Raw genomic sequence first — 12,626 nt, forward strand, 5'->3', positions numbered from 1 at the left:
GGCTGAGGGCGCGGTCATACCTCCGGCCGCGCACTGCTCGCCATTGTATCGCATGGAGATAGCCCAAAATGGCGCTACCGGCACCAAGTATTAACTGCGTTTACTTGCCGTAATACTCGAGCAGATGTGGGTCCACGGTTCTTACCACATCCACCAGATCGCCATTGGAAAGATATGGACGCTTGAATTCACGCCACGGCTCCACCTTGACCTCCCAGCGCCCTGTTTCCGGATCTTGTACAGGCCTTGCGGTCTGCTCCCAACGCACGCGCTTGGAGGTACGACCGGTTTCCGGGTCGCGGCGGGAATAATGCAGGCAGGTGCAATTGGTGATGCGCCATTCGTCGGCATCGGCGCGATGCAAAAATTCCTCATCGGACAGGTCTTCGATGGTGAGCATCAGAGCCAGCATGAAGTCGCCGTGGGTGACCATCACCACGGATTCGGCATCCGACTTGCGGCTCAGCGAAGTCAGCACATTATGTACGCGATCTTCGGCCACATCGGCGATGGATTCGCCTGCCGGTGGACGCCAATACAGCGGGTCGGTGTTCTTGAACATCCAATTACGCGCATAGTTGGTCTTGAACTCATCCTTGGTGATGGTGTTGATTTCACCCCAGGAGCGTTCGCGAATCACACGGTTCTCCTCCCACTTGGCCTTCGGCAAAGCCATAGTGGCGGCAGTCTCACGTGTGCGCACATATGGGGAGACCAGATAGCGGTCGAACAGCTGCTGTTGGCTCACAATCCAACGGCCAATACAGTCAGCCTGCTTGCGGCCTGTGGCGGTAAGACGCCAAGAGCGATCCGGCACGGTCACATTATCCTGCGTATACAACGACTCATCGCCTTGTTCACCGGCCTGGACGATCACATTGGCTTCGGACTCGCCATGCCGAATCACATACAAATCAAGCGGCATGCTCATGCGCTACATTCCTCATTTCTTCATCACACATATTGAATTCTTCGGCTTCCATGCCGGGAACTATCAAACGGCCTGCGCCTATCATTCATGGCCGTACAACACTTCAAGTTTTTCCTGCATCATAACGTTTATATATAAGTTCCTCACAGAAGCAATTGACCACTACCCTACTCGAAATGCCTAGCGTCCCAATACTTATTCCCTTGGCTGAACCGAAGAATTCACCGGACGTTCAGCCTTGGCTTGTCTGCAATATCAGTTCATGCTTCCGCATCGAAACGTGAACGCACTACGATAAGAAACTATGGGGAATAACTCAAAAATAGACCGTTCCTGGCTGACTTCCGCTAAGGAGAGCATCGGCCAATGGTCATACATTATGTTGAAGGATGCAGATAATAACGATATTGATTGGGATTGGGTGCGTTCACTTGATCTCGAACACGGCATTGGCGTGGCGTCATCTGCCGACTACGAACCGGGGGCCGGTTCGAATGTGCATGATTTGCTGAAGGCTGATTTGGAGATACGCGATCGTCTTGAGGCGATCATCGCGAAAATGAGCATGGTGTTCATGCGTGATTTTGACCGCCATATCAAGACTTATGAGCTGCCGCGTGCACTGGCCTATGCAAATCGTCGTTTGAATGATCAGATTGTGCTGCTGCGCGACCGTGGTGTGGCAGAAGGCCTTTGGACCGTTACCGACGAGGAACGCCAGCGCGTGACCGTGCCGGTGCTGGCTGCCGCTCGTGATGGTGTGGTTGTGGATGATATTCAGGATCATACGGCTGAAATCATCAACGCTCGCGCTGAGCAGCGTAAGGCTGACCGCGCTGCCCGCGAAGCACAGCGTCATCATCGTCAGATGGCATTGTTCGATGCCGACGAGGTGAAATACGGTTCCGTTGAGGCGGGGCCTGATGAATCCGCGCCCGCCGACTCCAGCTCGGATGCCGGTTCTCCTGACTATTTGGTTGAAGGACAGCCGGTCATCAACGATGACAATCCCGCAGTGCCCGATACGCAGCAGATTGCGGTGGATGAGACCGCCGTTTCCGAACCTACGTTCGCTCGGTTCCGCCATGCCGCGGCCGAGCATGTGGCTTCACGCCAGAACGCGGAGACCAAGGAATACTGGCGTGCCGTGTTCCTGCCTGGTCGTGATGTGGACAAGGTGATGGGCATTGATCTGGAGACCAATGGCACCGAACCATACCGTACCTACATCATCGATGTCGGTTTCGAATACATGAATATGAAGTCACCGCGTCCGGCGGATGCTCCATCCGATTACACCTATGACAAGGATTACTATCAGGGCGGTGATGCCTATGATCAGCATCGTTTCTCGTTTGGCGTGACTCCGGAAGCCGCCCGTCATGGTAACCCGTTCATCATCCAGTTGACGGGTATTGATGTGAGCCAGCGCGTGGGCGACGAGTATCCGCTGTTCGATGAGGATGCCGAAGCACAGGCTGACCTGTTGAAGCGCTTGACTTCGCAACCATTCGTAGCGCATATGGCCACATTCGAGCACAGCTTCTTCATGCTCAACGTTGCCGGTTATGCCGAGGCGTACCGCAATGGCCATGTGACCATCATCGACACGCTGCCGATGAGCCGCCTGTGGGATGAGGGTTCGATTCCTTGCGAAGGCCATCCGGATGGCGACAACACGTTGGACGCGTATGCCAAGCGTCAAGGCGCCTTGCGCGAGGACGATAACGAACGCCACTTGGGTCTTGAAGACACGCATATCATGCTGCTCGCGATGAAGCATCATCTCACGCAGCTCAAGGCTGAGGCTCGCGGCCCCTGGGGTCCGGATGGCAAGGCCGGCGTGGGCGGCAAGCGCATCACCAAGAAGCGTCATTTCGTACGGCACGAGCGCCGCACAGTGATGTATGACTGAGCTGTGTGACTGAACACTAACCAACGCAATGGCGTTAGCCTCTCAATCAGAGAGGCTAACGCCATTTTGTCTACTAGCCTTTATGTGGCATATCGGTTTCGGTATCGACGATGATGGTCACCGGACCGTCGTTGACAAGTCCTACGCGCATGTGCGCGCCGAAGCGACCTTCCCTGACCGGCACTCCTCCGGAACGCAACGCCTCATTGAATTTAATCCATGTGATATCCGCATGTTCAGGTTTGCCTGCTTTGATAAAGCTCGGGCGATTGCCTTTGTGCACATCGGCGTACAAGGTGAACTGCGATATCGAGAGGATCTCACCACCGATGTCCTGAATCGATCGGTTCATCTTGCCATGCTCGTCTTCAAAGACGCGCAGGTTCAATACTTTGTGGGCAAGCCATGCCACTTCGGCGTCTCCGTCTTCATCTGAGACACCGACCAGAATCATGTAGCCAGGGCCAATCTGCTGCGGCTCGAATGTAGGGTCAAGGGTTCCCAGTTCGTTGACGACGTCAACACTGGCATGGCTTACTCGCTGAATCACAATACGCATATGCCCGATTATGCCATTCCTCGTGAAGCAAGACATGCTCAGTTCCCGGCGAGCGCACCCGACACGACTGATACGCTTGAATTGAGTGGTTTTTCGCAGCGTTATCGTCGCCTTACATGCAATAATCGCAGGCGCTCATAGAGAGCAGGAATCATGGCATCGGAGCATAACAGCACATCCGCACCAACTAGCACTGTCAATCATCATGATGTTTCCGGCCGCCATGGAGGTCATAATCCCAAGAATAGATGGTCAGGGGTTTTCATCTGCGGGTTCTTCAGCCTAGTTGGCGCAATTCTGCTGGTGCCCACTTTGCTGTCCTTAATCAGTGAGGTGCAGTTGCGTAGAGACTGCACCGAACCGACGGATGGAATCGTGACGCAACTCATCTTGAATCCCGCCGACGAGTCTGATGATGATTCCTCCGATACATGGACGCCGGTGTTTCGGTACATTGTCAATGGACAGTCATACGAGAAAAGGTCCTCGATATCAACGTCTCCACCACGATACAAAGTTGGCCAAGCTATTACGATACTGTATGATCCGGCTGACCCAAACCGTTATATCGCGAAAGGCGATAATTCAGCTCTCATCTTGTATAGCTTCGCCACAATCATGTGCATAGGATTCACAGCCGTATTGCCTGTAGCAGTGGCAATTCACAAATTCAATAATCCCACATCCGGCATTCCGGCTGCGAAGAGACCCGTCAAGCCTGGGACTTTGCCGGATACTCCTCAGAATCCTGCTCAACAAGTCGCAGATGCATCTTCCACGGCTAGCGGCAGAGAGCCAGCCCAGCTGCCCTACTGATATAAAGAGCGTTCAGCGCGATTGGGAGAGGCTGGTGCTGACTTGCTGCTCCACTCGGTCGTAAGCATTGGAAAGGATCATATTGCCGGGCACAGTAGTCAGTAGGAATGCGAGCACAGCCGCAATAATCGACATGACCAGGCCTTTGATGATTTTTGCGACGATTTTGAATACCACGTACGCTACAGCAGCGCCAACCACGATGGTTATGCCGGTCTGCAGAGTCGATGGCAGACCGCCATACCAAACAGCCACCCTATCGAGAGCCGACAAATCCAAATTCGACAAATCGACATTATTCAAATCCACACCTGAAACAATGGCATTCACAGCCTCGCTCCCATCCGTGATACTCGACCGCCACATTCTGCTGCTGCCATATAGATTAGCGTATGACCATGGTGATTATGCCCATGGCGCATATCCATGTGAGGGGGACAATGTATGCGTGGTGTTATCGAGCAGGCGCTTGCCGTGCAATCTCCGCTTATCGTCGATGGTGCGATGTCTACCGAACTGGAGCGGCGAGGTGTGGACACGGCGAATGGGCTATGGTCCGCTGCCGCTTTGATTGACTCTCCTCAATTGGTACGCGATGTGCATGAAGCGTATTTCGAAGCAGGCGCCAATATTGCCATTACGGACACCTACCAGGCGAACATTCCTGCATTCGAAAAGGCTGGACTGACAAGCGAAGAAGCAGAGCGACTTATCGGTACGGCCGTGACCGTTGCCTTGGAGGCGCGTGAACGATATCGGCGTCATCGTGCTGTAAGCAATAGTAAGTCAAGAGAACCATCGAATGCTTCATCGCCAACTTGCACGAGACCATTGCTGGTGGCAGGCAGCGTCGGCCCTTACGGCGCATTTCTGGCGGACGGCAGTGAATACACCGGCAAGTATCGTCTTTCCGACGCATGTTATCGTGATTTTCACCGCAGGCGCATGCAGATTCTGTCTGACAATGGCGTCGATGTATTCGCTTTTGAGACCATGCCCAATATCAGCGAAGTGCGCTCGCTGATCGGTCTGCTTACTGATGAGTTTCCTGACCTCGAGGCATGGGTGTCGTTCAGTCTTCACGATTCCGACCACTTATGTGATGGTACCGCACTGGAGAAAGCCGCGACTCTTGCTGATGCATGCTCACAAATCAGCGCGATCGGAGTCAACTGTGTGCAGCCGAATCTTGTCGCCGATGCCATCGCTCGCATATCGGCGATCACGGCCAAACCGATTATCGTCTATCCGAATAATGGCGATGTCTATCATCCTGACACAAAAACTTGGACGCATGGTTCAGAGGCCTTGTCACTTGGCCGTATGGCACTCCAATGGGTTGACGCTGGAGCTTCGCTTATCGGCGGTTGCTGCCGCACCTCCCCTGCCGATATTCATGATCTGGCCGCGACAGTTCACAGTCAGCGGCCTCGATAATATCGAGCTTTCCGTGCCGACTATTGTGCTTGCAATTGCGTCTTCTTGCGTTCGAATCGCAATGCGAACATCACAAGTAACACGACTGCGGCCAATGTGAACGGCAGTCCCGCGAGGCCGATGGTGTGATAGTTCATGCCGGATGTGTTCAGCGCCATGCCGCCAATCAGCGAGCCGACCGCATTGCCTCCGTTGAAAGCAATCTGCACGGCCGCGCCACCAATGAGTTCGCCGCCGCCTTTGCCCGCTTCGGCCATCAGCAGCATCTGTGGGCCGTTGATGAAGAACAGTCCGAACGCGATCCAGAATGTCAGCAGAGCGCAGGTTGCCAGATTGCCAGGCACTACGAACACCATCAGCAGACCCGCTGCGGAAATCGATTGACCGACCGCAGCGGTCACTGAGTGCAGCCAACGGTCGGCGAGATGACCGCCGGCGAGGCCACCGACCACCATGCCGAATCCGGCCAGCATCATCAGCAGCGGAATCAGCTGCGAATCATAGCCACCGGTTTTCTGCAACCATGGCGACACGTAGCTCCACCAGCAGAACACACCGGAATTTCCAACGAACACGGCACCAAGTACCAGCCATGGGCCTGGTTTGGTAAGGAATCGGAACTGGCCGGCGAGGCCGGCATCCGGAACGGCTGCAATCAGCGGCATCCACGCCAGCGTCAATACAATGGTGAGACCGGCGCCGAGAGCCAGAATGATGAAGGCGAGCCGCCAATTGAGGTATTCGGCAAGCAACGTTCCCGCCGGAACGCCAAGCATATTGGCAAGAGTCTGGCCCGTGACCATTACCGATACGGCCTTGCCTTCACGTCCCTTGTCGGCAAGCGCTTTGGCGATTACCGTACCGGTGCCAAAGAACGCACCATGCGGCAGGCCGGCAATGAATCGGGCGAGGACAAGCACAATGGCATTTGGCGCGACTGCACTCAGAGCGTTGCCGATGAGAGCAAGTGCCATGAAGAGAATCACCAGATGTTTCGGACTGGTTTTACGTCCGAAGACCAACATGGTGACGCCGACGCATACACCGATGGCATATGCGGAGATGAAGTGGCCTGCAGTCGGGATGGATACGTTCATGGCGGCTGCCGTTTGCGGCAGAATACCCATCATCACAAATTCGGCCGCGCCAAGCACAAATGCTCCCGCGGCGATTGACAGCAAGCTTTTCTTCATGTGCCCCGCCTCTCTTCTCCCCTGGCCGTTTATAGCCATCACGCTGTTTTGTGCGCGCTAACAAAACCTTCATGAGTATATGCCGTGGGTTGGAGGCTGTGCGGCGCTTAGTAATTCGACCTAACCAGCCAGATAATCTAGGATTATAAGAATATGTTGCATGACATCGGAGTCATCTGAAGGAGAAGAAATCATGGGCACTGGAGCCACCAAAAAGAAGCCATGGTACAAACGTTGGTGGGGTATCCTCATCATTGTGTTATTCGCCCTCGGACTTATTGGCTACGTATTCACCCCATCAAAAAGCGTGCCTGACGTCACTGGGCAGACAGTCGCCGAAGCTAAAACCACACTCAACCAGGAAGGCTTCACGCAAATCACCGTAACCCCCGAGACGAAAGGAGGAGACAAGAAATGGAAGGTAAAGAGTCAGACGCCAGAATCGGACAGTAAGCAGAAAACGTCTGTATCTATAACGCTCAACGCAGTGCGCGACAACTCGGATTTATCTGATATCGCTGAAAAAGGCATGATGCTCGACGAAGTGCTTATTCAGCTGGAAGATGAAGGCTACTCCACAGCGGACTACAAGATTAAGAGCGACAGCGGGAAAGCCGTGCTCAAACCATCGAACTGGATTGTACTATCCGCAAAAGATGGAGTCATCCGTGCGCATAACAAAGCCGCAGATGAAGAGGAAGCCAGAAAGAAGGCTGAGGAAGAAAAGAGAAAAGCCGAAGAAGAGGCAGCACGAAAAGCCGAAGAAGAAAAGAAAGCAGCCGAAGAGGCAGCGCGCCAGCAAGCAGAGCAACAGGCTCAGCAGCAGGCCGCGGCAGAAGAGGCGGCACGCCAAGCACAACAGCAACAGCAACAGCAACAGCAACAGCAACAGCAACAGCAACAAGCTCAGCAGTCAGCTCCCCAATCATCAACCGGGACAGTGCACGGTGGATCATTCTGCAGCAGCCAAGGCGCTACCGGTAGGTCGTCAGCAGGTACTTTGCTGACATGTCGAGTTGCGTCGGATGGAAGACTTCGCTGGATGAAATAACTAGCGACATCAATATCTCGGACTTCCTCGAATAGCATCGATTAGACATCGAGCCGTGTTCCACGATTCTGTGGAACACGGCTCTTGTTGAGCTGACTGCAAAGCCTCATTTCACGTATTTTGCATGACATATTCGTCGACACATTACTTGTTTGCGGCGGCTCGCGCCTGATGCTCGTAATAGTCGACGAGAGGAAGGAACAGCTCGTCAACGGTGGCAACGATGTCCGCTTCGGATAAGGGACGCATGTCGCGTAGGATGGTCGCACGGCCAAGTTCCCCGGGCATACGCAGCAATGATTCCGGCAGTTCGCATGTAATCTCGCCGCGCGACCGTGCGTTTTCGACGGCCATCATGATGCTGGGCTGATCGCTTATCATCGTTCGCTCGTACAGCTCATGAGCGCTCACGCCGAGCCAGTTGGCATAGACACCGAACTTGGCCAACACCATCACCGCATCGGACTGTTTGCGATTCAGTTGCAGAAGAATGGAGATGACATCTCCCCTGAGAGTGCCGGTGTGCGGGCGTTCGATGGCGGCATGGGCACGATGATGCTTCATAGCGTCTACGAACAGTTCCGTGCGATTCGACCATCGGCGGTACAACACCGGTTTGCTCGTATGCGCTCTGATGGCCACATTTTCGAAGGTGAACTCTTCGGCGCTGCACATAGATAGCTGCTCCCACGCAGCCGCCAAAATGGCTGTTTCCAAGGTCTCACCTCGACGGCGTGTACGCTTCGGCACATTGTTCGCTTCCATGGGATCTTCTCCATACGCGGCATATCCATGTGAAATATCCATACGTAGCAGGTGTTGTACCCGAGAATCATGTATGCCGCTTTTCCAAGATACCACAGCGTTTCTTACTTGCATCTGTCTATAATCGCCTGTGATCTATAAGAAACTTGTTAGTATCTTAAGAAGCTGAATTATGAACGATGCGAAAAAGAAGAATCTGGACCATTCCCTAATCTGCCTGTGCACGGCCGAACTGGTGATGATGATCAACACCACTGCATTCAACGTGGCACTGCCAAACATTGCGGAATCGTTTGGAGCGGATATGGCTGATCAGCAGTGGATTGTCTCCAGCTACAATCTCGTGTTCGCAGCCGTGGTCCTACTGGCAGGATTCATAGGTGACCGGCTCGGTCATTTGCGAACCATGATTGCCGGGTTAGGCATGTTCGTCGTCGCATCCATAATCGGACTTGCATCCGGAAACATACCGACGTTGCTTTTCTCGCGATCGATCATGGGTGCCGGCGCCGGTGTGGTTATTCCCATGGGGCAAGCGCTGCTCGGTATTCTGTTCCGTGGTTCCGAACTATCGCGCGCTATGACCGCCTGGGCGATAGCCGGTACTCTTGGCGTACCGTTCGGGCCGCTCGTCGGCGGAGCCCTTACCGCAATGCTGGGGTGGCGTGGTATCTTCGGATTCGATGGCGTGGTGTTTCTCGCAGTAATCATCGTCATCCACATGAACGTTCCGCAGGCGGGCGCCTCGCACGAATCCCGCTCGTTGCATGTGCCATGGATATCGGTGGCGCTCATGTTCGCCGGTTTCACCCTGTTCTCCGCCGGACTGGTTAACGCACAGCACGGTGTGCTGGCTGCGAGCGCTTGGATCCCAATGGCAATTGGCATTGTGCTGATAACGGGATTCGTGCTGCATGATCAAGCTTCAAACAATCCGCTGATGGAGCTCGATCTCATGAAGGATCCCTCATTCGCAGCCTGCGCACCGGCGCTGATGATGTTGAACTTCTCAATGTATGGCATCATCTTCATCATGCCGACCTATCTGGAGACGGTACTGCGCCACGGCACGTTGGTGGGAGGAATGCTGCTGATGCCGTTGGTCGTTGCCTCTATCGTGGGAGCCCGGATGAACGATTGGATCGTTTCTCGAATCGGTTCTCGTGGCACGAGCCTGCTGGCTTTGGGATGTCTGGCAGTTGGCATGCTGGCAATCGGCGCCGCCATGTGGTGGCCCAACGAAATAGTAAAGCAATTAACGGTACTGGCTGGACAAACCATGGCCGGATTCGGACTAGGAGTCGGGCAGCCTGCAATGCTGACGTGGGCCATGAGCCGGGTACCAATCGAACAATCCGGTGCCGGTTCCAGTCTGCTGACCGTGTTTCGTCAATTCGGATCCATCATCGGCGTGGGAATCTTCGGCAGCATACAGAGCGGACTCTATGTGGCGGAATTCCGCGAATTCGCACAGTCCTTCGGACTGAATCAGCAATCCGCTGGTTCCGTGACGTTAGATTTTCAGCATGCGCTCGAACTCACGAGTTCAGTGGGAGGTCTTATACGACAGACCGCTTCCCGTGCTTATGAATCCGCGATGATCGGTAGCTTCGCCGCAGCCGCCACTATTATCTTGGTCGCTCTCGGAATCGTTGCGCTGATATCACGTAAGACGTTGCGGTGAGGAAACTCGGCTTGCTCAATGGCATTACGTTGTTCTCTAACGACAACATAGAAAGACATGCCCCCTATTCAGAGAATGGGCTCTGTATATCCGTCATTAGTCGACGATCTTGAGCCCTATAACGCAAGCGACCAGCCCGATGATGAGCAGAATCCGCATTAGTGAAACGGCTTCCTCTCCGCTAAGCATGCCATAAACAGCAGTGATTGCCGCACCAATACCAACCCATATCGCGTATGAAGTACCAATGGGGATGTGTTTCATCGCAAAAGCGAGTCCGCCCATGCTGGCAACAAGGCCAATCACAAACACCACAGTGGGAACCAGTCGGGAAAATCCCTGGGATCGGTCAAGTGCAATAGCCCACACGGATTCGCAGATGCCAGAAACTACAAGAACGAACCAAGACATAACCGTCATACTCCTCATATATGGCAAGTCTTGTCAAACCGGGTACTTGTCCATCGTCCGGGAGCAACGCTAGCTCTGTCCCTACACGATAGCACAGCCGAAAACAGATATCGTTCAACCCTATATCTGCACGAAGGTTTGAACTGCGAATCTACGGTTTTCCGGAATGAATCAGAGTTTCAAAGTGCCCGAATGTGCGAGATCGATCGTCACGCTGGCTTTATGGAATTCAATCTCGAAAAGCACCAGCTGGTCGCCGAACCGTTCCACAGTGCCCTGGTAGGCGGGCACCTTACTGATGAAGTCTTCGGCGATCTCGCCAACCGTGAACGTACTGCGACGGCATATGCCTTTGGCCCGGACATGGGCGTTGCCAGTGGCCGGCACGGTGGTGAAGGCAACATGTGGATTCGCCTCGATTTCCCTCACTTTGTCGTTATCGGGAAACGTCGAGAAATAGACGCAACTTGTGTCGGCCCTCCAGCAGAAGTTGACGACGCGAACGTCGGGAACGCCATCCGAAGTCATCGTGGCCAAGGCCATGTTCGGCTGCTCGCTCATGATGTGCTCGAACGATTCACGCACGTCCATAAAATCATCCCCCTTGCCGATCGCGACTCCATTCGGCACAGCATTCTATCTCTTCAATTCGGCGCCCACCTGCCTAACGAGCGGGTCACATTCCCTTTTCCCGCGTACGCGTAGGAGAGATAGCGTGACTGATACATGTCAACATTCGCTCCTACACCATTGGGCTGAGGCGAGGTCATATACGATGTGACGGTGAAATAACCGTGGGCCATAGAACCACTGGAATTCCAAGGCCCTCGGCACTATGAAGCAATTACTTCTTAGACGTTGGGGAGAACTTGAACTCGAGCCGTGTCACTATATGGCATCACGCTGTTTTCTAGTGGCGACGTAGCTTTGCGATGCACGAACTCATAATTATCTCACATTGCATTAGCACAGCAGTTTCCCTATTCCGTATTGCCAGTCAATTCAGTGCTGAAGTGACAAACTAACCGTCAACGGCAGTCTTCCATGCCTCCTTGTAATGCACAACCCGGAGGACTCGGTTATTCTGCTTCTTCCGACATCTTTAGCGCAAGTTCACTCGCATACCTGGTGGCTTCAAACTCCGATCGCCATTCATCAGATGTGGTGATGCGGAAGACGTCATCATGATACGCATCGATAAGGTTGAAGTAATCGTACGCCGACTCAAAAGCCGTCTTCATGCCACACTTTTCCATCACGCGGCCAGACTGGGCGTTCTCCTTGTAATGACCGCCCCACACGGCATCCTTGTGCAACGTATCGAAAGCGTATTCGAGTACAGCGTTGAGCGCTTCGGGCATGTAGCCCTTACCCCAGAACGGGCGGCCAATCCAGTAGCCGAGTTCCAGCGCGTTATCGCCAAGATACTTTCCATACCGCTCCCCGAGCGCGGCATCGCCCTCGACCGGATCGATGGTGTAATGGCTGACCGGCTTGAGCGCGATGCTACCGACTGGTTCATCGCCATTGCTTCTAACGGTTATGGCCCAGTTGTTTTCCACCGCAAGGATGTTTCTGATGTCGTCCATGCTGCCCTCGACGCTGGCATGAGGCGGCCATCCACACAGCAACCCGATTTCAGGGTCGGAAGCGTACTTGAACAACGACTCCGCCTCGGCTGCATCATCAACCCTCCAAGAGCGCAGCAGCAACCGCTCGGTTTCAATGGTCGTGTTCATGTCGTTCCTTTCATCGGCTGGAGACAATAAGCCTGCATGCTATCACGGGACAGCAGAAACGGAAGGACCCGCCCTCCTGTTTTAGGGGAGCAGGTCCTGTATTCCATCCATGTCAATCTACGCGA

13 protein-coding genes and 1 riboswitch are annotated in these 12,626 nt (G+C 54.0%); of the genes, 5 read left to right on the forward strand and 8 right to left on the reverse strand.

All coding sequences use genetic code 11. From position 1 onward, the window contains the following. Window positions 1-100: 100 nt before the first annotated feature. The gene (locus F7D08_RS03985; protein ID WP_152209401.1) at window positions 101-931 is read right to left on the reverse strand and encodes a histidine phosphatase family protein; all 831 of its coding nucleotides are present in this window, start codon (window positions 929-931) and stop codon (window positions 101-103) included. Window positions 932-1,235: 304 nt separating this feature from the next. Between F7D08_RS03985 and F7D08_RS03990 the strand changes: the two genes are divergently transcribed. Further along, a complete protein-coding gene (locus F7D08_RS03990; RefSeq protein WP_152209402.1) occupies window positions 1,236-2,846 on the forward strand; it encodes a PolC-type DNA polymerase III domain-containing protein in 1,611 nt (536 codons plus the stop codon). Window positions 2,847-2,919: 73 nt separating this feature from the next. Here F7D08_RS03990 and dtd read toward each other — a convergent pair whose 3' ends face one another. Beyond that, complete coding sequence (gene dtd, locus F7D08_RS03995; RefSeq protein WP_152209403.1) at window positions 2,920-3,405, reverse strand: D-aminoacyl-tRNA deacylase; 486 nt, start codon at window positions 3,403-3,405, stop codon at window positions 2,920-2,922. Window positions 3,406-3,558: 153 nt separating this feature from the next. Here dtd and F7D08_RS09950 point away from each other — a divergent pair, with 153 nt between their 5' ends. Further along, window positions 3,559-4,221, forward strand: a complete 663-nt coding sequence (locus tag F7D08_RS09950) for a DUF3592 domain-containing protein (RefSeq protein ID WP_152209404.1) — start codon at window positions 3,559-3,561, stop codon at window positions 4,219-4,221. Window positions 4,222-4,233: 12 nt separating this feature from the next. Here the strand turns inward: F7D08_RS09950 and F7D08_RS04005 are convergent, their stop codons facing one another. Next, complete coding sequence (locus F7D08_RS04005; protein WP_152209405.1) at window positions 4,234-4,551, reverse strand: hypothetical protein; 318 nt, start codon at window positions 4,549-4,551, stop codon at window positions 4,234-4,236. Between the two features lie 114 nt (window positions 4,552-4,665). Between F7D08_RS04005 and mmuM the strand changes: the two genes are divergently transcribed. Further along, window positions 4,666-5,658, forward strand: a complete 993-nt coding sequence (gene mmuM, locus F7D08_RS04010) for a homocysteine S-methyltransferase (protein ID WP_152209406.1) — start codon at window positions 4,666-4,668, stop codon at window positions 5,656-5,658. 20 nt (window positions 5,659-5,678) lie between these two features. On the opposite strand, the gene F7D08_RS04015 is transcribed toward mmuM, so the two are convergent. Then, entirely contained in the window at window positions 5,679-6,851 is a 1,173-nt protein-coding gene (locus tag F7D08_RS04015; protein WP_152209407.1) for an MFS transporter, read from the reverse strand. A 193-nt stretch (window positions 6,852-7,044) separates the two neighbouring features. On the opposite strand from F7D08_RS04015, the gene F7D08_RS04020 reads away from it, so the two are divergent. Further along, complete coding sequence (locus F7D08_RS04020) at window positions 7,045-7,902, forward strand: PASTA domain-containing protein (RefSeq protein WP_226803369.1); 858 nt, start codon at window positions 7,045-7,047, stop codon at window positions 7,900-7,902. Between the two features lie 144 nt (window positions 7,903-8,046). On the opposite strand, the gene F7D08_RS04025 is transcribed toward F7D08_RS04020, so the two are convergent. Next, on the reverse strand, window positions 8,047-8,667 hold the full coding sequence (locus tag F7D08_RS04025; RefSeq protein ID WP_193316188.1) for a helix-turn-helix domain-containing protein: 621 nt from the start codon (window positions 8,665-8,667) through the stop codon (window positions 8,047-8,049). Between the two features lie 172 nt (window positions 8,668-8,839). Here F7D08_RS04025 and F7D08_RS04030 point away from each other — a divergent pair, with 172 nt between their 5' ends. Next, a complete protein-coding gene (locus F7D08_RS04030; protein ID WP_152209410.1) occupies window positions 8,840-10,351 on the forward strand; it encodes an MFS transporter in 1,512 nt (503 codons plus the stop codon). Window positions 10,352-10,447: 96 nt separating this feature from the next. On the opposite strand, the gene F7D08_RS04035 is transcribed toward F7D08_RS04030, so the two are convergent. The 3 genes from F7D08_RS04035 to F7D08_RS04045 all read right to left on the reverse strand — a co-directional run bounded on the left by F7D08_RS04035 (window position 10,448) and on the right by F7D08_RS04045 (window position 12,501). Beyond that, the gene (locus F7D08_RS04035; protein ID WP_152209411.1) at window positions 10,448-10,762 is read right to left on the reverse strand and encodes a DMT family transporter; all 315 of its coding nucleotides are present in this window, start codon (window positions 10,760-10,762) and stop codon (window positions 10,448-10,450) included. Window positions 10,763-10,781: 19 nt separating this feature from the next. After that, a riboswitch (guanidine-III (ykkC-III) riboswitch) is annotated at window positions 10,782-10,841 on the reverse strand. A gap of 92 nt (window positions 10,842-10,933) precedes the next feature. Next, on the reverse strand, window positions 10,934-11,353 hold the full coding sequence (locus F7D08_RS04040) for a pyridoxamine 5'-phosphate oxidase family protein (protein WP_152209574.1): 420 nt from the start codon (window positions 11,351-11,353) through the stop codon (window positions 10,934-10,936). Between the two features lie 488 nt (window positions 11,354-11,841). Further along, window positions 11,842-12,501 (reverse strand): GNAT family N-acetyltransferase, encoded by a 660-nt coding sequence (locus tag F7D08_RS04045; RefSeq protein WP_152209412.1) that lies wholly within the window; start codon window positions 12,499-12,501, stop codon window positions 11,842-11,844. Between the last annotated feature and the right edge of the window lie 125 nt (window positions 12,502-12,626).

The organism is Bifidobacterium cebidarum (assembly GCF_009193305.1).
Classification (GTDB): domain Bacteria; phylum Actinomycetota; class Actinomycetes; order Actinomycetales; family Bifidobacteriaceae; genus Bifidobacterium; species Bifidobacterium cebidarum.

Bases quoted from the DNA above. Each gene is read 5' to 3' on its own strand.
- F7D08_RS04035 (WP_152209411.1), bottom strand. From the start codon at position 10,762: ATGTCTTGGTTCGTTCTTGTAGTTTCTGGCATCTGCGAATCCGTGTGG.
- F7D08_RS04015 (WP_152209407.1), bottom strand. From the start codon at position 6,851: ATGAAGAAAAGCTTGCTGTCAATCGCCGCGGGAGCATTTGTGCTTGGC.
- F7D08_RS04045 (WP_152209412.1), bottom strand. From the start codon at position 12,501: ATGAACACGACCATTGAAACCGAGCGGTTGCTGCTGCGCTCTTGGAGG.
- F7D08_RS04040 (WP_152209574.1), bottom strand. From the start codon at position 11,353: ATGGACGTGCGTGAATCGTTCGAGCACATCATGAGCGAGCAGCCGAAC.
- F7D08_RS03985 (WP_152209401.1), bottom strand. From the start codon at position 931: ATGAGCATGCCGCTTGATTTGTATGTGATTCGGCATGGCGAGTCCGAA.
- F7D08_RS09950 (WP_152209404.1), top strand. From the start codon at position 3,559: ATGGCATCGGAGCATAACAGCACATCCGCACCAACTAGCACTGTCAAT.
- F7D08_RS04030 (WP_152209410.1), top strand. From the start codon at position 8,840: ATGAACGATGCGAAAAAGAAGAATCTGGACCATTCCCTAATCTGCCTG.
- F7D08_RS04020 (WP_226803369.1), top strand. From the start codon at position 7,045: ATGGGCACTGGAGCCACCAAAAAGAAGCCATGGTACAAACGTTGGTGG.
- dtd (WP_152209403.1), bottom strand. From the start codon at position 3,405: ATGCGTATTGTGATTCAGCGAGTAAGCCATGCCAGTGTTGACGTCGTC.
- F7D08_RS04025 (WP_193316188.1), bottom strand. From the start codon at position 8,667: ATGGAAGCGAACAATGTGCCGAAGCGTACACGCCGTCGAGGTGAGACC.
- mmuM (WP_152209406.1), top strand. From the start codon at position 4,666: ATGCGTGGTGTTATCGAGCAGGCGCTTGCCGTGCAATCTCCGCTTATC.
- F7D08_RS03990 (WP_152209402.1), top strand. From the start codon at position 1,236: ATGGGGAATAACTCAAAAATAGACCGTTCCTGGCTGACTTCCGCTAAG.